Origin of the sequence: Pseudomonas sp. P129, from assembly GCF_020312195.1 — a bacterium.
Taxonomy (GTDB): domain Bacteria; phylum Pseudomonadota; class Gammaproteobacteria; order Pseudomonadales; family Pseudomonadaceae; genus Aquipseudomonas; species Aquipseudomonas fragariae.
This window is the reverse complement of record NZ_JAGPYS010000009.1, coordinates 118074-135832: the sequence shown is the minus strand read 5'-3', so window position 1 is coordinate 135832 and position 17759 is coordinate 118074. Positions and strand designations below refer to the sequence as shown.

The 17759-nt window shown below is 60.2% G+C and carries 14 protein-coding genes and 1 pseudogene; 8 read left to right on the top strand and 7 right to left on the bottom strand.

Annotation, left to right across the window (positions count from 1 at the left end):
• Window positions 1-20 precede the first annotated feature (20 nt).
• The 4 genes from KBY02_RS19985 to glcD are packed head-to-tail and all read right to left on the bottom strand — an operon-like array spanning window position 21 to window position 4256.
• The gene (locus KBY02_RS19985; protein WP_003403773.1) at window positions 21-428 is read right to left on the bottom strand and encodes a heme-binding protein; all 408 of its coding nucleotides are present in this window, start codon (window positions 426-428) and stop codon (window positions 21-23) included.
• A gap of 34 nt (window positions 429-462) precedes the next feature.
• A complete protein-coding gene (gene glcF, locus KBY02_RS19980) occupies window positions 463-1695 on the bottom strand; it encodes a glycolate oxidase subunit GlcF (RefSeq protein ID WP_104684398.1) in 1233 nt (410 codons plus the stop codon).
• A 3-nt stretch (window positions 1696-1698) separates the two neighbouring features.
• Window positions 1699-2757, bottom strand: coding sequence for a glycolate oxidase subunit GlcE (gene glcE, locus KBY02_RS19975; RefSeq protein WP_103359985.1), 1059 nt, complete (start codon window positions 2755-2757; stop codon window positions 1699-1701).
• The gene (glcD, locus tag KBY02_RS19970) at window positions 2757-4256 is read right to left on the bottom strand and encodes a glycolate oxidase subunit GlcD (RefSeq protein ID WP_024661114.1); all 1500 of its coding nucleotides are present in this window, start codon (window positions 4254-4256) and stop codon (window positions 2757-2759) included. The genes glcE and glcD overlap by 1 nt, the downstream gene beginning before the upstream one ends.
• 134 nt (window positions 4257-4390) lie before the next feature.
• Here glcD and KBY02_RS19965 point away from each other — a divergent pair.
• Together KBY02_RS19965 and hppD are read left to right on the top strand one after the other, a co-directional pair.
• Window positions 4391-4549: pseudogene (locus tag KBY02_RS19965) on the top strand (maleylacetoacetate isomerase); the annotation flags it as partial.
• A gap of 142 nt (window positions 4550-4691) precedes the next feature.
• A complete protein-coding gene (gene hppD / locus KBY02_RS19960; RefSeq protein ID WP_010438666.1) occupies window positions 4692-5768 on the top strand; it encodes a 4-hydroxyphenylpyruvate dioxygenase in 1077 nt (358 codons plus the stop codon).
• Window positions 5769-5828: 60 nt separating this feature from the next.
• Here hppD and KBY02_RS19955 read toward each other — a convergent pair whose 3' ends face one another.
• Entirely contained in the window at window positions 5829-8027 is a 2199-nt protein-coding gene (locus KBY02_RS19955; protein ID WP_104684397.1) for a putative bifunctional diguanylate cyclase/phosphodiesterase, read from the bottom strand.
• Between the two features lie 363 nt (window positions 8028-8390).
• On the opposite strand from KBY02_RS19955, the gene KBY02_RS19950 reads away from it, so the two are divergent.
• A complete protein-coding gene (locus tag KBY02_RS19950) occupies window positions 8391-9965 on the top strand; it encodes a sensor domain-containing diguanylate cyclase (RefSeq protein ID WP_024651386.1) in 1575 nt (524 codons plus the stop codon).
• Window position 9966: 1 nt separating this feature from the next.
• On the opposite strand, the gene KBY02_RS19945 is transcribed toward KBY02_RS19950, so the two are convergent.
• Window positions 9967-10758, bottom strand: a complete 792-nt coding sequence (locus KBY02_RS19945) for an IclR family transcriptional regulator (protein WP_003403763.1) — start codon at window positions 10756-10758, stop codon at window positions 9967-9969.
• Window positions 10759-10899: 141 nt separating this feature from the next.
• Here KBY02_RS19945 and hmgA point away from each other — a divergent pair, with 141 nt between their 5' ends.
• Both hmgA and fahA read left to right on the top strand, forming a co-directional pair.
• Window positions 10900-12204 (top strand): homogentisate 1,2-dioxygenase, encoded by a 1305-nt coding sequence (gene hmgA, locus KBY02_RS19940; protein ID WP_024661116.1) that lies wholly within the window; start codon window positions 10900-10902, stop codon window positions 12202-12204.
• Window positions 12204-13499 (top strand): fumarylacetoacetase, encoded by a 1296-nt coding sequence (gene fahA / locus KBY02_RS19935; RefSeq protein ID WP_024661117.1) that lies wholly within the window; start codon window positions 12204-12206, stop codon window positions 13497-13499. Before hmgA ends, fahA begins: the two co-directional genes overlap by 1 nt.
• 11 nt (window positions 13500-13510) lie before the next feature.
• On the opposite strand, the gene KBY02_RS19930 is transcribed toward fahA, so the two are convergent.
• Window positions 13511-14125: a TetR/AcrR family transcriptional regulator gene (locus KBY02_RS19930; protein ID WP_003403760.1), complete on the bottom strand. Its 615-nt coding sequence runs from the start codon at window positions 14123-14125 to the stop codon at window positions 13511-13513.
• Between the two features lie 195 nt (window positions 14126-14320).
• Between KBY02_RS19930 and KBY02_RS19925 the strand changes: the two genes are divergently transcribed.
• The 3 genes from KBY02_RS19925 to KBY02_RS19915 all read left to right on the top strand — a co-directional run bounded on the left by KBY02_RS19925 (window position 14321) and on the right by KBY02_RS19915 (window position 17756).
• On the top strand, window positions 14321-15412 hold the full coding sequence (locus tag KBY02_RS19925) for an MBL fold metallo-hydrolase (protein WP_011268359.1): 1092 nt from the start codon (window positions 14321-14323) through the stop codon (window positions 15410-15412).
• A gap of 113 nt (window positions 15413-15525) precedes the next feature.
• A complete protein-coding gene (locus tag KBY02_RS19920; protein ID WP_024651384.1) occupies window positions 15526-16752 on the top strand; it encodes a cyanate transporter in 1227 nt (408 codons plus the stop codon).
• A gap of 68 nt (window positions 16753-16820) precedes the next feature.
• Window positions 16821-17756: a LysR family transcriptional regulator gene (locus KBY02_RS19915; RefSeq protein WP_011268357.1), complete on the top strand. Its 936-nt coding sequence runs from the start codon at window positions 16821-16823 to the stop codon at window positions 17754-17756.
• The last annotated feature ends 3 nt before the right edge of the window (window positions 17757-17759 follow it).

The window sequence follows — 17759 nt, the reverse complement described above, 5'->3', positions numbered from 1 at the left end:
GTACCAGCCGGGTCGACCGGTCAGTCGGCGTCAAGCGCTGCGACACCGGCCCTGGCGATCTGCGCATCCTGTTCGGCCTTCACGCCTGAAACCCCCAGCGCACCGATGACCTGGCCGTCGACGATGACCGGCACACCGCCTTCCAGCGACGTCAGCAGCGGAGCACTCAGGAATGCAGTGCGCCCGCCATTGACCATCTCTTCGTACCCCTTGGATTCACGTTTGCCGAGTGCCGAGGTACGCGCCTTTTCAATCGCGATGTAGCTGCTGATGGCGGCGGCGTCGTCCAGTCTCTCGAATGCCAGCAAATGGCCGCCGTCATCAACGACGGCGATGGACACGGCCCAGCCATTGGCCTGCGCCTCTTCACGTGCGGCGCCGAGCATCAGGCTGACTTCGGTCTGGGTCAGGACGGCTTTGATCTTCATGGGGTTCTCCGGAGCAGTGATTATTGAATAGGGTTCAGTGTGATTCAGGCGTGCCAAGTGCCGCGTCGATCAGTTCGATCCAGTGCCGCACGGGCGTTCGGCCGGCGCTGGCCAGATGGGTCTGGCAGCCGATATTGGCGGTGGCGATGACCTGCGGCTTGCCGCTCTCCAGCGCATTCATGCGGTTGTCGCGCAACTGGCGGGCGATGGCAGGCTGGGTGATGGAGTAGGTGCCTGCAGAGCCGCAGCATAAATGACCGTTCGCCACTGTGGTCAGATTGAAGCCTAGACGAGTCAGGACGCGCTCGACTTCGCCGCCGAGTTTTTGCGCGTGTTGCAGCGTACACGGGCAGTGAAACGCCAGGCGCGTCTCGGCCTTTATGCCGAGGGTTTCCAGGGGCTCGTCGCGCAGCAGTTCGACCAGATCCTTTGTTCGCGCGCTGATCTGCTCGGCCTTGTCGGCGTAGCCTGGATCATGGCGCAGCAGGTGGCCGTAGTCCTTGACGAAGGCTCCGCAGCCACTGGCCGTCTGGATCAGGCTTTCAGCACCGCCCTGTAGCGCAGGCCACCACGCATCGATGTTGCGCCGCGCCCGGTCCAGCCCGGCCTGCTGTGCGTTGAGGTGATAATCCACGGCGCCGCAGCAACCCGCTTGGCTGACCGCCGTAATGCCGATGCCCAGACGATCCAGCACCCGCGCCGTGGCGCTGTTGGTGTTGGGCGACAGGCCCGGCTGAACGCAACCTTCCAGCAGCAGCACCTGGCGCGCATGACCGGTGTGCGGGCGAAGGCCGGCAGGGTGTACCGTCGTCGGCAGCTTGCTGGCCAGGGGCTGTGGCAGCAACGGCCTGAACTTCAGGCCCATGCCGGTCAGGGATTTGAACAGTCCGGGGTGGGGGATGACCCGACGCAAGCCTTCACGCAGCATGCGTTCGGCGATTGGCCGCGGGGCCAGATCTTCAACCGCCGCGCGGCCGATGTCTAGCAGGTTGTGGTAATCCACGCCGGACGGGCAGGTGGTTTCGCAGTTGCGACAGCTCAGGCAGCGGTCCAGATGCAGACGGGTTTTCCCGGTGACCGGCTGACCTTCGAGCACCTGCTTGATCAGGTAGATCCTGCCGCGTGGACCGTCCAGCTCATCCCCCAGCAATTGATAGGTCGGACAGGTGGCGTTGCAGAAACCGCAATGCACACAACTGCGCAGGATACGTTCGGCTTCTTCGGCGCGCGGCAGGGTTCTGGCGTGTTCACTCAATGTGGTCTGCATGTTTCAAAGCTCCGCGTACAGTCGGCCGGGGTTGAAAATCCCCTGAGGGTCGAGTCGGGTCTTGAGTGCCTGATGGTAGCGCAGCACAGGTGCGGCCAACGGTTCGAAGGGGCTGTCGACGACGCCCTGGCTGTAGCAGGTCGCATGGCCGCCAACCGCCATGGTGATCGCTCTAATGGTTTGTCCGTCCGCGTCCGACTTGAGCCAGCGTTGCGCGCCACCCCAGTCGATCAGTTGCTCGCCCGGCAGATCCGGCAGGCGGCTGTCGGCAGGTACACAGAGCCGCCACAGGGGCCGCGGGTCATCGAAGAAGGGCAGGCGATGCGCATTCAACTGCTGCCAGTAGGCGGCATCGAGCAGCTCGCCGCCGAGCCGGTCCCGGGCTGCTGCCACTGAACCTTCACCACCTTCCAGGCGCAGGCGTAGTACGTGGCCATCGTGGCTGGCTGCGCGGATCGGTATCGGTTGCTGACCCCACTCGGCAAGGCGCGCCAGGGCCAGCGTGCTGTCCATTTCCAGCGCGATACTGCTGCACAGACGTGGTTTTGGCAGCACTTTGAGCGACACCTCGGTCAGCAGCCCCAGGCAGCCGAAACTGCCTGCCATCAGGCGCGAAACGTCGTAGCCTGCGACGTTCTTCATGACTTCTCCGCCGAAACGCAGGTGCTTGCCAAGACCGGTGATGACCCGTGTGCCCAGCACGAAATCACGCACCGACCCGCTCCACGGGCGGCGCGGTCCCGAAAGCCCCGCAGCGACCATACCGCCGAGCGTCGCAGCGCCAAAGTCTGGCGGTTCGCAAGGCAGCATCTGGCCTGCGGCGTCCAGTGTCTGGATCAGCTCGCTCAATGGCGTGCCGGCGCGCGCAGTAATCACCAGCTCTGTCGGGTCATAAGTGACGATGCCCCGGTGCTCGCGGGTATCGAGTACTTCGCCAGCGGTTTCACGACCGAGAGAAGCCTTGCTGTTGCCGCCCTGAAGACGTAACGGCGTGTTGTCGCGCAGCGCCTGTTCGACCCGCTCGAGCAGTGCCTGGCTGACATCGTTGTCCATCGTGCTCATCAGAAGCGCTCCAGGTCGGGGAACGGCAATTGCCCGGCGTGGATGTGCATGGCACCAAATTCCGCGCAACGGTGCAGGGTCGGGATGTTCTTGCCAGGGTTGAGCAGACCGCTGGCGTCGAATGCCGCCTTGATGGCATGGAAGAAGGTCAGCTCGTCGCTATTGAACTGGGCGCACATCTGATTGATCTTCTCGCGACCGACACCGTGCTCGCCGGTGATGCTGCCGCCAACCTTGACGCACAGCTCAAGGATTTTGCCGCCCAGTGCCTCGGCGCGCTCCAGCTCACCCGGTTGATTGGCGTCGAACAGGATCAGCGGGTGCATGTTGCCGTCACCGGCATGAAACACGTTGGCGACACGCAAGCCGTATTGCCCGGATAACTCCCTGATGCTGCGCAATACGCCCGGCAGCTCACGGCGCGGGATGGTCCCGTCCATGCAGTAGTAATCCGGCGACAGGCGACCCACGGCCGGGAAAGCGTTTTTGCGCCCGGCCCAGAAGCGGACCCGTTCGGCCTCGTCTTTCGCCTGGCGCACGTCGGTGGCGCCCGCCAGTGTCAAGACCTCGCTGACCCGTTCGCAGTCAGCGTGCACATCGGCTTCGACGCCGTCCAGTTCGCAGAGCAGGATGGCTTCGGCATCGACCGGGTAGCCTGCGTGAATGAAATCCTCGGCGGCACGAATCGCCAGATTGTCCATCATCTCCAGCCCGCCGGGGATGATGCCCGCCGCAATGATATCGGCCACTGCACGTCCGGCCTTTTCCACGGAATCGAACGCTGCCAGCAGTACTTTGGCCACTTGCGGTCTGGGCAACAGCTTGACGGTGACTTCGGTAATGACGCCGAGCATGCCTTCGGAGCCGGTGAACAGTGCCAGCAGGTCGAAGCCCGGCGAGTCCAGCGTGTCGCTGCCCAGCGTCATGGGCTCGCCTTCCACCGTCAGGATTTCGACCTTGAGCAGGTTATGCACGGTCAGCCCGTACTTGAGGCAATGCACGCCGCCGGCATTTTCCGCCACATTGCCGCCGATGGAGCAGGCGATTTGCGAGGACGGGTCGGGCGCGTAATACAGGCCGTGGGGCGCTGCCGCCTGGGAAATGGCCAGGTTGCGCACGCCGGGCTGAACTCGCGCCAGGCGCGCCGAAGGGTCGATCTCGAGGATCTGATTGAAGCGCGCCATGACCAGCAGCACGCCTTTTTCCAGCGGCAGCGCGCCACCCGACAGCCCGGTGCCCGCCCCACGAGCGACCACCGGTACGCGCCGTGCGTGGCACAGCCTGAGCAGCGTCTGGACTTCTTCCACATGACGCGGCAACGCCACCAGCATCGGTGTGGTGCGATAGGCTGACAACCCGTCGCACTCATAAGGCCGCAGCTCTTCGGGGCGATGCAGGATGTCCAGGTCGGGCAACTGCTGTTGCAGCGCCTGCAACAGTTGCTGCTTGTCGACGGCAGGCAGCACGCCGTCGATGCGTTCGTCGTACAGAATGTTCATCAAGCCACCCTGGGTTGTTATTGTCGGGTTAATGCATCCTAGCTCATTCGCTGCGAGGCTTGAGTTGACAGCGAGGGTCCGATCACGCAATTTACGCATTACGTAATGGGTTTACGAAAATAAAAACACCGCATCCATGCGATATTTACCTGCTACCCCTGTTGTACGCAGCGCATCGTTACCGCGTCGACCTGACTGCATTCGTGCGTATTCAGCGGGTCGAGCATCTGGCCCGGCAGCCCTCGGTCTTTTACCAGGCACACCCTGATGCACAATCGGACAAGCCGGAGTAGGCTGCCCTCATGAAGATTCTTGGTCTGCAACTGATATTCGGTGATTTTCTCGCACGCAGCGTGCGAGGGATTCCGTGTGCGCCGCCCGCAGGACAGTGATTGCCAGGGTTACTCACTCTCACTTTCCTGCAAGGAGCCAGTCATGGCTGATCTTTACGAAAATCCAATGGGCCTGATGGGCTTTGAATTCATCGAATTCGCATCACCGACGCCCAATAGCCTTGAGCCCGTGTTTCAGATGATGGGCTTCACCAAAGTCGCGACCCACCGCTCCAAGGACGTGTCCCTGTATCGTCAGGGCGCGATCAACCTGATTCTCAACAACGAGCCGCACAGCCTGGCATCGTACTTTGCCGCCGAGCATGGTCCTTCGGTATGCGGCATGGCGTTCCGCGTGAAAGATGCGCAGAAGGCCTATAGCCGGGCGCTTGAACTGGGCGCCCAACCGCTGGAAATCGCTACCGGGCCCATGGAGTTGCGCCTGCCCGCCATCAAGGGCATCGGTGGCGCGCCGCTTTACCTGATCGATCGCTTCGGCGAGGGCACGTCGATCTACGACATCGATTTCAACTTCATCGAGGGCGTTGACCGCCACCCGGTCGGTGCCGGTCTGAAATTCATCGACCACCTGACCCACAACGTGTACCGCGGGCGCATGGCGTATTGGGCCGGTTTCTATGAAAAGCTGTTCAATTTCCGCGAGCTGCGTTACTTCGACATCAAGGGCGAATACACCGGCCTGACCTCCAAAGCCATGACCGCCCCGGACGGCATGATCCGCATTCCGCTCAACGAGGAATCGTCCAAGGGCGCGGGGCAGATCGAAGAGTTCCTGATGCAGTTCAATGGCGAAGGCATTCAGCATGTAGCCTTCTTTACCGATGACCTGATCAAGACCTGGGACGCGCTGAAAGCCACCGGCATGCGCTTCATGACTGCGCCGCCGGATACCTACTACGAGATGCTGCAAGGCCGCCTGCCCGACCACGGTGAGCCGGAGGCCGAGCTCAAGTCACGCGGGATTCTGCTCGATGGTTCTTCCGAAGGCGGCGAGCGTCGTTTGCTGTTGCAGATATTCTCCGCAACGCTGATGGGCCCGGTATTTTTCGAATTCATTCAGCGCAAGGGCGATGACGGGTTTGGCGAGGGCAACTTCAAGGCACTGTTCGAATCCATCGAACGCGACCAGATCCAGCGTGGTGTACTGACGCCGGACTGAGTGATCACCAGAGGCGTCCATATTGCGCGATCAGACGAGCCTGCCCAGGCTCGTTCTGAGTCAGTTGTGCTTGAGCACGTCAGCGTGCCAATTGTGAGAAGAGATATAACGCTTGGTGAATTCATGCGCCGGCATGGGGCGACCATACAGATAGCCCTGGCCTTCGTCGCACACATAATGGCGCATCAGACTTTCCTGCTCACGGGTTTCTATGCCTTCTGCCGTGACCTGAAGATTGAAGCCGTTTGCCAGCCTGACGACGGCCTCGACGATGACTTCGTCTTTTTTGCTGCGCTCCACGCCACTCACGAATGAGCGGTCGATCTTCAGTCGTGTCACCGGATAGTCTTTCAGCAGGCTCAGGGACGCATAGCCGGTACCGAAATCATCGAATGCGATGCCCACACCCAATGAGCGAAGGTGGCGCAGCGGTTCCATAATGCGCTGTTCGTTTCGCAGGATGATGTTTTCCGTGATTTCCAGTTCGAGTGAGTGTGCCGGCAAGGAAAAGTCTTCAAGCGCGCTTTCAACCATTTCGGCAAAGTCCCGCATGCGAAACTGCGCGGCGAACAGGTTGACGCCGATGCGGAATTCCTCGCAGCCGGTATTTCGCCATTGCGCTGCCTGCTCACAGGCTGAACGCAGTATCCATTCGCCCACCGGCACCGCAAGAAGACTGGCTTCCAGTGCCGGTAGAAAAACCGCAGGGGACACGACACCCAGTGTCGGATGGTTCCAGCGTATAAGGGCTTCGGCTCCGGTGATACGACCATCCGCAAGTCGTACCTGAGGTTGGTAGTACAGCTCGAACTCTTTGTTGGCCCACGCCTGACGCATCGATGAGCTGAGCGCGCCTCTTCTTGACGCGGTCTGTCGATGCTCGGAGGTGAAGGTGCGTACCAGGGAGCGGCCGTCAGACTTGGCCTGGTAGAGCGCCAGATCCGCATTGCCGAGCATTTGCTCCTCATCGTAGTCGGAGCCACACCTTACGGAGACGCCGATGCTGGCGCCGATATAGATTGAATTGTCTTCAAATTCTATCGGCTCCTCGATGACCGCGATGAGCTCCAGGCCCAGCTTGATCGCCTTGTCGGGGTCTGCCGTTTCGGACAGGAACACGACAAATTCATCGCCGCCCAGACGCGAGACCATATGGCAGGCCGGTACGTGTTCGCGAAGACGGTGAGAGGTCACCTTGAGCACAAAATCACCCGCAGCGTGGCCCAACGTGTCGTTGACGTCCTTGAACCCGTCCAGATCGATCAGCAGGATGGCTGCTGAAAGCTGAGCATCGCACGCCTCCTTGATCCGCCTCTTGAGCGTCGATCGATTGGCAAGCCCGGTCAGGTGATCGTATTCGGCCGCATGCTTGAGTAATTTGTCCGCCTCGACACGCTGGGTGATGTCACGAATGATCGCTCCGAATTGTGGCTCGCCGGCAGACGTCCATTGTGAGAGCGAGAGCTCGATGGGGATGGTATGACCGTCGCGATGGATGGCCGTCAGGTTGATGGATTTTCCGATGATGGAGGCCGGACCGCCTGCAGCCACCCTCGACAGACCGGCATGGTGCCTGGAGCGCATTTCGGGCGGAATAATGATGTCGAGAGGCTTTCCCATGGCGTCCTCGGATCGATGCCCGAAAATGAGCTCGGCCGAATTGTTCCATGAGATGATCCGGTTTTTGCTGTCCGAGCAGATGATCGCGTCGGGTGAAGTCGAGGTGATATTCATGAAGCGGGTGTGGCTGTCTTCATTCTCCAGTTCGAGCCGACGCAACTCCATTCTTTCGATGACCATGACTGCCAGGTCCTGAAGAACCCGCTGATCTCGCTCCGAGAAAGTCTCCCTGGGTTTATTGTCGATCAGGCACAGGCTGCCCAGCACATGACCGCTGGCGGTTATCAGCGGCGCCCCGGCATAAAAGCGAATATAGGGAGCGCCGACCACCAGAGCGTTTGAGCTGAACCTCTCATCCTGCAAGGCATCCGGTACCAGAAAAACGTTACGGCCCATGAGCGCGAAATTGCAGAATGAGACGTCGCGGCCCGTTTCGCAGACATCGAGGCCAACGCGTGCCTTGAAGAATTGCCGGTCGCGATGAACCAGAGAAATCAGCACAATGGGCACATCGAAAATCCGCGATGCCATTTGCACGATCTGATCGTATTCGTGCTCAGGTGGGGTATCCATCAACGAAAAGGCATTCAAGATACGAATACGTTCTTCGTCATCATCGCCGACCGGGTAAGTGTTCATTTGAGGCCATCGCTATAAGCTGATCGGGCCTGAAACACGCAGCGATCGATGGGCAACGCCGCTGTGCCGGCACCGTTGAAAGCACCCTGCCAACACGCGCCTGCGCCACGCCGGAAAAACAACGTTCGATACATTGGCATTGGAGCACCTCTCACAGTAGCGTATCGGCAGCTGTTTTCGGACAGCTCAGAAGCTGTATCGTCAAAAAACCGGATACCTGTAACAACTTCTTGAGCAACTAGCCAGGCGGGCATCGATCCAACTAAGGCCAGCGTTACCTGATGCAACAAGATGTTCAGGTTAAGTGTCGCAAAGGTATGGAAACTGCATAGAAGGTTTCACTGCCAATTTGATGACAATCCTATGAAGCCGCTTTCCTTTATTTCGACGAGGCTTACACCTTCGGCGCTCAGCAAAGCGTTGATCGGCTTTATTGCCCTGGTCTGTCTATCGTTGATCATGGCCACCGCTTGGCAGATGAACCAGTCCAAGCTCGAGCGCTTGGCCACCGCCAGGATTGCGGTGTCCAATATCGTGCTTGCTGCTGAGCAACAGGCTCAGGACACCCTGCAACAGGCTGACAACACGCTGCGAGACCTTGCCGAGCGTGTTGAGCAGGATGGCGCCGCAGGCGAGCAGCAAAGCCGCTTGACCAGGCTGATGGCTCAAGACCTGGTAAACGTCAAAGGGCTTCAGGGGCTGTTCATCTACGATGCCCAGGGCAACTGGGTCGCCAATTCCTTTGCCAAGGGCGTGCAGACCAGAAACAACGAAGACCGCGCCTACTTCATTTATCACCGCGACAACCCTGACCCGTCCATTCATATAGGTTCCATTGTCGAAAGCCGCAATACGGGGGACATGATCATCCCGGTCAGTCGGCGTATCAATGCGGCGGATGGCAGTTTTGCAGGCGTTGCCCTGGCCACGGTGCCGGTGACTTATTTCCAGGCGTTTTTCCAGCGCATGGATGTAGACGACAAGGGCGTGATCTTCCTCGCTCTGAACAATGGCGACCTGCTGGCGCGTAGGCCCACATTAACCGCACTGATGACCACCAATGTGGCCAAGGGCGATATCTTCACTCGCTATCTGCCGTACAGCGACAGCGGCACCGCAGTGATCAACTCCGTGGTGGATGGGGTGGAAAGGATCTATGCCTATCGGCGTGTGTCAGGATTGCCCATCGTCGCCGCTGCCGGTATCTCCAGTCAGCATGTGTTCGCGCCCTGGTGGGCCTATGCACAGCGCTCCATGACCATCACCGGCATCATTATCCTGGCGCTGGTTTTTCTGGGCGTCCTGCTGTATCGGCAAATCCAGCAGTTGATCACTGCGGAGGGGGAACTGAACATTGCCAGGAACGACCTGGAGATCATCGCTCACACGGACAGCCTGACGCACCTGGCCAATCGACGCTGCTTCGATACGGCCTTGCAGCAGGAGTGGGGGCGGGCTAGCCGGAATGATGCAACCATCGCAATTATTTTGCTGGATATCGACTGGTTCAAACAATACAACGACACCTACGGCCATCTGCAGGGTGACGACTGCCTGAGGCAAGTGGCGGGGCTGATTGGCAACAGCCTCGACCGGTCTGGGGATATGGCTGCACGTTACGGCGGCGAAGAGTTTGTCATTCTGTTGCCTGAAACCGACCTGGCAGGGGCGCTGAAACTTGCGGAAAAAATCAGATCATCCATTGAAGCCAGTTGTATAGAGCACTCGTCCAGCCCGCTGGGCAGGCTGAGCATCAGCTCGGGCGTGGTGGCGATCAACGCAGCAGAGAAGAAGGATGCGCACACCGCTGCGCTGAAGGAAGCGGATCGACTTCTTTACCTGGCCAAAACCAAAGGGCGTAACCGCGTCGAAGGTCGCTCGATTCAAGGGTGGCAAGCAGATAGCCATTTTGCCAGGGTATCCAGCGCTTCCCCCTGATTCAGTCTGACGGACGGCTACCGCCCATGCGCTCGCTGATCGCCACCGCCGTTTGCAAAAGCCGCGTGGCCGCCAGATCCTGTGTCGCGTCGTTCAACACCGACCCCGGCCCGACCACGGTGATCACGCCCACCAGCTTGTCACCCATGGCGAACAGCGGTGAGGAGGCTGCGTTGATACCCGGCATCAGCAAGCCCTGAATCTGGTGCACGCCGGCGGTACGAATCTGCTCGACATGCTGCTCGACCTCACGCACCTGTGCGGCGCTCAGCAACGGCACTTCCTGCTCGCGAAGCGCAGCGGTTTCGCGCCCGTTCAGAAAGCTGTCGAACACCAAACCGGTGGACGAGCCAAGCAGCGGCAGCACCGAGCCGATCTGCGTGACCAGCGTCACCGCACCCATCGAGGGTTCGACATACACCACGGTCGGCCCCTTGTTGCCCCATACCGCCAGAAAGCAGGTCTGATTCAGCTCATCGCGCAGGCTGGCCAGCCAGGGGGCCGACACCTTGAGGACATCCAGCTTGCCGAGCGAGGCCAGCCCCACCTGCAACGCCTCGCGCCCCAGCCCGTAGTGATTGTTGACAGCATCCTGTTCGGCAAAGCCACTGGCAATCAGCGCCTGCAGATAACGATGAACCTTGCTGGCGGGCATGCCCAGGTGTTCGGCCAGTCTCGAAAGGGACGTGGCAGGGGCGAGTTCGGCAAGTGCCTTGAGCACGCCCAGCCCGACTTCAGCGGCCTGGACCTTCTGCTGGCGTCCGCCTGCGGGGCTTTCGGTTTCCTGGGTCATGGGGGTGCTGTGCGCCGATCGGGAAAGGCAGCTTTATAGCTTGACCGGCTGGCAAACTCAAATTACGTTATGCGTAATCGCTTTACGTAAAATAATGTTTCGTCCTGTCTCTGCCCGACCCCATGACAACAAGAGGTCCAGATGGCTATCCACTCCAGTTCCGACGCATTGGTTTATCAGTCGGGCTTTGGCAACCAGTTCAGCAGCGAGGCGCTGCCCGACGCGCTGCCCGTTGGCCAGAATTCGCCGCAAAAGCATCCTCTGGGTCTGTATGCCGAGCAGTTTTCGGGCACCGCATTTACGGTCGCGCGCAGCGAAGCCCGACGTACCTGGCTGTATCGGATCAAGCCATCGGCAGCCCATTCGCGTTACCAGCGCATGGATCGGCAGATGGCCGGTCAGGAGCCGGGGCCGATCAACCCCAACCGGTTGCGCTGGAATGCCTTCGATATCCCCGCGGCACCGACCGATTTCATTGACGGTCTCATCCCCCTCGCCAGCACCTCGGCGGCAGAGCAGGCCGAGGGTGTCAGCGTTTACCTGTACACCGCCAACACCTCCATGCAGCGAGCGTTCTTTAGCGCGGATGGCGAATGGCTGGTGGTGCCCCAGCAGGGCCGGCTCAGAATCGTTACCGAACTGGGCCTGCTGGACATCGAGCCCCTGGAAATCGCCGTCTTGCCGCGAGGTTTGAAGTTCAGCGTGCACCTGCTCGACAGCAGCGCCCGTGGTTACCTCTGCGAGAATCACGGCTGCGCCTTGCGCCTCCCGGAACTGGGCCCGATCGGCAGCAACGGGCTGGCCAACTCACGTGATTTTCTGACCCCGGTTGCCTGGTTTGAAGACAGTCGCCAGCCGATGCAACTGGTGCAGAAGTTCCTCGGTGAGCTGTGGTCGACGCAACTGGAGCACTCACCCTTTGACGTGGTGGGCTGGCACGGCAACAACGTTCCGTACAAGTACGACCTGCGGCGTTTCAACACGATCGGTACGGTCAGCTACGATCACCCGGACCCATCGATTTTCACCGTGCTGACCTCACCGGGGGCTATTCATGGCCAGGCTAATATCGATTTCGTGATCTTCCCGCCGCGCTGGATGGTGGCGGAAAACACCTTCCGTCCGCCGTGGTTCCACCGCAACCTGATGAACGAATTCATGGGCCTGATCGACGGCGCGTACGACGCCAAGGCCGAAGGCTTCATGCCCGGTGGCGCTTCGCTGCACAACTGCATGAGTGCGCACGGCCCGGATAATGTCACCGCCGAAAAGGCCATTGCTGCCGAGCTGAAACCGCACAGGATCGACAACACCATGGCCTTCATGTTCGAAACCGGCAAGGTATTGCGCCCCAGTCGTCACGCGCTCGACTGTCCGCAACTGCAAACCGATTACGATGCCTGCTGGAAGGATATGGCCAGGACGTTCACCCAGGAGCCACGCTGATGACTACCGCGCTCAATCGTCGTAGCTGGGTCGAATCTGCCAACGGGCATGCCGATTTCCCGCTGCAGAACCTGCCGTTGGGCGTGTTCAGCCATGGCCAGACCTGCCCGCGTGGCGGAGTGGCCATAGGCGACAGGATTTTCGATCTGCGCGCAGCAACAGAGGCCGGGGTGTTTCAGGGACCGGCCGCCGATGTTGCCGAGGTTGCCAGCCGCGACCAGCTCAATGATTTTCTTGCACTGGGTGCCGCTGCCCGCCAGGCATTGCGCGCCGCCTTGTTGCAGTTGCTCGATGAAGACAGCCCGCAGCGCGACAGGCTGCAGGGCGTTGCCGGTTTGTTGTTGCCGATGAGTGAGTGCACGTTGCACATGCCCGCTCGGGTGGGTGATTACTCGGACTTCTACGTCGGTATTCATCACGCGCTGAATGTCGGCAAGCTGTTCCGCCCGGACAACCCGCTGCTGCCCAACTACAAATACGTGCCGATCGGCTATCACGGCAGAGCGTCGACCTTGTGTCCCTCGGGTACGGCTGTGCGGCGCCCCAGCGGACAAACCCTGGCGGCAGGTCAGAACGCTCCTGCTTTCGGTCCCTGCCAACGCCTGGATTACGAACTGGAACTGGGGGTCTGGATCGGGCCGGGGAATGCCCAGGGCGAGTCCATCGGGATCGATCGGGCCGCCGAGCATATTGCCGGGTTCTGCCTGCTCAACGATTGGTCGGCGCGTGACATACAGGCATGGGAATACCAGCCGTTGGGACCGTTTCTGTCCAAGAGTTTTGCCACGACGATTTCGCCCTGGGTGGTGACTGCCGAAGCGCTTGAACCGTTTCGTCGTGCCCAACCGCCACGTCCGGACGGCGATCCGCAACCGCTGTCGTATCTGCTCGATGACCACGATCAGCAGGGCGGGGCGCTGGATATCGAGCTGGAAGTGCTATTGCGGACTGCACAGATGAAAGCCGACGGCCTGGCGCCTCACAGGCTGGGTCTGAGCAACTCGCTGAACATGTACTGGACAGTGGCGCAGATGGTTGCGCATCACAGCGTTAACGGCTGCAAATTGCAGCCGGGTGACCTGCTCGGCACCGGTACGTTGTCCGGCCCCCAGGAAGGTCAGTACGGCAGCCTGCTGGAGATGACCGCAGGCGGCAAACAACCGGTCACATTACCCAATGGCGAAGTGCGCATGTTCCTGCAAAGTGGCGACGAGGTGTTTCTGCGTGCCCGTTGTCATCGCGAAGGGCACATCTCGATTGGCTTCGGTGAGTGCCGGGGCGTTGTGCTGGACTGACCGCTTCAGCGTCAGCGGGTTATTTCGTACCAGCCGAGAAACATGTCCAGCGTCGATTCGACCACCGTGTGCTGCTCCTCGGGGGTAAGCAATGCAGCACTGAACGTCACCTGCGGCCAGAACGCGAACGACTTGAGCAATGCATGCATTTGCGTCGCGGCAAAGGCCGGGTCAACCGGCTTCAGGCGGCCGTCCTTCTGCGCGGCGCGAATCCAGGCACTGAAGGTTTCTTCTCGTTCATTGATACGCGCCATCCACACCTGAGCCCGTTCGGGTGAGTGAATGGTGGCGCCGACCACCACGCGGGCCAGGTCGATAAAGTGGCTGTTGGTCAGATTGCGCATCTTGCCCCACAGCAATTCCCGCAACTGCTCGCGCAGCCCGATTTGCGGGCGAAAAACCACCTCAGCCTGCGGCGGGGCGCAGCTCCAGAGGCGCTGCAGCATCTCGGCGAACAGTTCTTCCTTGCTGGGGAAATGGTTATAGACCGTACGCTTGGAAACCTTGGCCCGCGCGGCGATCCGGTCCATGCTGGTGATCTCGAAGCCACGATCGCCGAATTCGGCAATAGCCGCCTGGACGATGGATTCGCGTTTCTGATCGGTAAGGCGCATGGGTTCGGTCATTAGGTTCGCTTCAAACGTGCGTTTAGAGAAAATTACACTCAGCAGTTTACTTGTCGCCAAGGATCATGCAAGCTTAAAACTACACCGTGTAGTGTAAAACACTGTTACATATTTTCCCTCGGACATCCTGCAACAGGATCACGTACGAAGAATGCACGGCTGGAGCCTCAACCTGCCCCCAGGAGTCAGCGAACCATGGCCTCGACACATCAGAAAAAGTACGCTTCTTCACTGCCTGTCTTGTCCCGCCACGCAGGGCGATACCGCAATCATGCGGCCATGAAGCCGTCGAGTCTGCTGCGCACGCTCGGGATTTTCTGGGATCAGGTGTTCAACAAGCCCAAGGACACACGCCCGGCAGGCGACATTCCGGTACAGCCGCTGTCGCGTCAACAGTTGCTGGCAGCGCCGAACAACACTGTTTACCGCCTGGGGCATTCGACCGTTCTGCTCAAACTGCGCGACCAGTTCTGGCTGACCGACCCCGTGTTTGCCGAGCGTGCCTCGCCCGTGCAGTGGGCTGGCCCGCAGCGCTTTCATCAGCCGCCGATCAGCCTCGAAGAGTTGCCGCCGATCAAGGCGGTGATTCTTTCGCACAACCATTACGATCACCTCGATCGCATGGCCATCAAGGCGCTGACCGAAAAGACCGAGCACTTTCTGGCGCCGCTTGGCGTGGGCGATACGTTGATCGAGTGGGGCGTGCCTGCGCACAAGGTGCGTCAGCTGGACTGGTGGCAGTCGACCGAGGTGGCGGGCATCGAGTTCGTCGCCACGCCCTCGCAGCATTTCTCGGGGCGTACGCTGCTCGACAGCAACCGCACCTTGTGGGCGTCCTGGGTGATGATCGATGGCGATCAACGGATCTTCTTCAGTGGCGACAGCGGTTACTTCGATGGTTTCAAAACCATTGGCGAGCAATACGGACCATTTGACCTGACCCTGATGGAAACCGGCGCCTACAACGTCGAGTGGCCCGATGTGCACATGCAGCCCGAGCAGACGCTGCAGGCGCACCTGGACCTGCGCGGTCGCTGGTTGCTGCCGATCCACAACGGCACCTTCGACCTGTCGATGCATGCCTGGCACGAACCGTTCGATCGCATTCTGGCCCTGGCCTGGGAGCAGAATGTCTCGATCGCCACGCCGATGATGGGCCAGCCGTTCTATGTGCAATACCCGTGTCGCGGTCTGACCTGGTGGCTGGGCGTGGATGAGGTGGTTGAGCCTGAAACCGCACAGACCGAGGGTGCAGAATCCTGCGGCTGCCGTCGGCAGAATGCCTGAAATCTGCCTGTGGCATGGGTGAACTGATTTTTAGATAGCACGGCCCAGATTTTGATTTGTCACCTGAGCACGCGCCCGGCCTAATCATGACCATCAATAGCGATGGTGACGGTATGCAGATGCGTGGCTCGGCGGTTCAGAATATGGGGTTGATGATCAGTGTCCTGTTGGTGGCGCTGAACCTGCGCCCGTCGATGGCCGCGGTCGGTCCATTGCTGGTGGCGATTCGTCTGGACGTCCCGCTGGGTTTCGGGACGGCGTCGTTGCTGACCATGCTGCCGGTCATGGCCATGGGACTGGCCATGTTTTTCGGCATGGGCATTGCTCGTTACCTGGGTTCGTATCGCAGCATCATGCTTTCACTGGCGCTTATCGGTCTGGCAACCCTGGCGCGTCTGTTTCTCGATTCTGCTGCCGAACTGATTTTCAGCGCTGTGCTGGCGGGTCTGGGTATTGCCTTGATTCAGGCGCTGATGCCCGCGTTGATCAAATCGCGCTTCAAGGCCGACGTCTCCTTGTACATGGGGCTGTACGTGACCGCGATTATGGGCGGGGCCGCGCTGGCCGCCTCATTCAGCCCTCTGCTAATGAGCAGCAGTGGCAGTTGGCGCGTCGGCCTGGCGGTCTGGTCGCTACTGGCTCTTCTGGCAATGTGCTTCTGGTTTGCCCAGCGGCACGTGTTGCAGTCCGACGCGTCAATCGCTGCAGGGCACCGGCAGACCTTCTTCCACATGCCTCGGGCCTGGATGCTGGGGATTTTCTTCGGTCTTGGCACTGCGTCCTATACCTGTGTGTTGGCCTGGCTGGCGCCCTATTATCTGGAAAACGGCTGGGGTGAGCAGGGTGCAGGGTTACTGCTGGGCTTTCTGACCCTGATGGAGGTCGTATCGGGTCTGCTGGTTCCGGCGCTGGCCAACCGCAGTCGCGATAAGCGCGTGGCGCTGGTTGTGCTGCTGATATTGATGATGACCGGCTTTGCCGGGCTGATTTTGATGCCGCAGCAGTTGGGCCTGCTGTGGGCATGCCTGCTGGGCTTGGGGATTGGCGGTCTTTTTCCGATGAGCCTGATCGTGTCCATGGATCATTGCGATGATCCGCAGCAGGCGGGCAGCCTGACGGCATTCGTGCAGGGCGTGGGTTATCTGATCGCCAGCCTGTCGCCGCTGCTTGCCGGAGTGATTCGTGACCTGACGGGCAGCTTTGCGGGTGCATGGTGGTCACTGATGGCGTTGGTCGTGATCATGCTGTTGATGGTGGTGCGACTCGACCCTCGACGTTATGCTGATCATCTGCGCGACGCACTCGGCGAACCTGTCATCACTGGCAGACAGGCTGAATGATTGCATTTTGATGCTATCTTGTGCGCGTTGACCTGACCGCCCGGTCATAGCGCCAGCGAGATGCCTTGATGCTTAACAGTAATGCCCTGAGAAAGCTGGACATGCAGGACCTCATGGTCTTTGTCTCGGTGTATGAGCAGCGCAACCTGACCCTGGTCGCGGAAGCGTTGCATGTCAGCCAGTCGACGGTCAGTTACTGCCTGAAAAAGCTGCGTGCCAACTTCGAGGACGATCTGTTCATCTGCACCCGCAACGGCATGCGTCCGACCCGCAAGGCGTTGGCCATGCATGACCATGTGCAGCAGATTCTCCGCTCGGTCAACCTGTGTCATGACGGTCTCGATCTGTTCGACCCGACTCGCGCACAGACCACCTTTACGGTCTGCGCGCCTGAGTATTTCGAGCTGCTGGTATTGCCGCATTTGCTGCGTGACTTCGTTGCAGCCGGCTTCTCGGTGACGGTCAATGTGCAAAAGCTGGAGAAGCAGTTGCCTGCCGAGCAATTGAACGACGGTCTGTTTGACCTCGCCCTGTGCTTCGGGCCTGGCTTTCACCGAGTCCCGGACAGCCTGATTTCGCAGGTGTTGATGGAGGATGATCTGGTTTGCATCATGGACTCCCGGTTCGCGCCGGTCAGCGCCCTGATCGACCTGCAAACCTTCATCCGGCACCGTCATGTCTACCCGACGCCTTGGACGTCCGACACCAACATGGTGGATGGCTGGCTGCAGCGCCAGGGGCTTGAGCGCCACATCGTCGCGCGCGCCAACAGCTACCGGGCGGCATTGCAATTGCTGGAAGGCACCGATTTCATTCTGGTTCTGCCACGCCGTATTCAGACGCTGCTGGGCAATGAGCCGTGGATTTGCGTATTCGAACTGCCACCTGACTTGCCCGGCTTCAGTCTGGACATGCTGTGGAGCGCCCAGGCGGATCGAGACGAAGCCAGTGGCTGGCTGCGTGAACAAGTCGTGAAGGTGTGTGCCGAGCGCGGCTTGCTCTGACGC

Bases quoted from the DNA above. Each gene is read 5' to 3' on its own strand.
- KBY02_RS19985 (WP_003403773.1), bottom strand. From the start codon at position 428: ATGAAGATCAAAGCCGTCCTGACCCAGACCGAAGTCAGCCTGATGCTC.
- glcF (WP_104684398.1), bottom strand. From the start codon at position 1,695: ATGCAGACCACATTGAGTGAACACGCCAGAACCCTGCCGCGCGCCGAA.
- glcE (WP_103359985.1), bottom strand. From the start codon at position 2,757: ATGAGCACGATGGACAACGATGTCAGCCAGGCACTGCTCGAGCGGGTC.
- glcD (WP_024661114.1), bottom strand. From the start codon at position 4,256: ATGAACATTCTGTACGACGAACGCATCGACGGCGTGCTGCCTGCCGTC.
- hppD (WP_010438666.1), top strand. From the start codon at position 4,692: ATGGCTGATCTTTACGAAAATCCAATGGGCCTGATGGGCTTTGAATTC.
- KBY02_RS19955 (WP_104684397.1), bottom strand. From the start codon at position 8,027: ATGAACACTTACCCGGTCGGCGATGATGACGAAGAACGTATTCGTATC.
- KBY02_RS19950 (WP_024651386.1), top strand. From the start codon at position 8,391: ATGAAGCCGCTTTCCTTTATTTCGACGAGGCTTACACCTTCGGCGCTC.
- KBY02_RS19945 (WP_003403763.1), bottom strand. From the start codon at position 10,758: ATGACCCAGGAAACCGAAAGCCCCGCAGGCGGACGCCAGCAGAAGGTC.
- hmgA (WP_024661116.1), top strand. From the start codon at position 10,900: ATGGCTATCCACTCCAGTTCCGACGCATTGGTTTATCAGTCGGGCTTT.
- fahA (WP_024661117.1), top strand. From the start codon at position 12,204: ATGACTACCGCGCTCAATCGTCGTAGCTGGGTCGAATCTGCCAACGGG.
- KBY02_RS19930 (WP_003403760.1), bottom strand. From the start codon at position 14,125: ATGACCGAACCCATGCGCCTTACCGATCAGAAACGCGAATCCATCGTC.
- KBY02_RS19925 (WP_011268359.1), top strand. From the start codon at position 14,321: ATGGCCTCGACACATCAGAAAAAGTACGCTTCTTCACTGCCTGTCTTG.
- KBY02_RS19920 (WP_024651384.1), top strand. From the start codon at position 15,526: ATGCAGATGCGTGGCTCGGCGGTTCAGAATATGGGGTTGATGATCAGT.
- KBY02_RS19915 (WP_011268357.1), top strand. From the start codon at position 16,821: ATGCTTAACAGTAATGCCCTGAGAAAGCTGGACATGCAGGACCTCATG.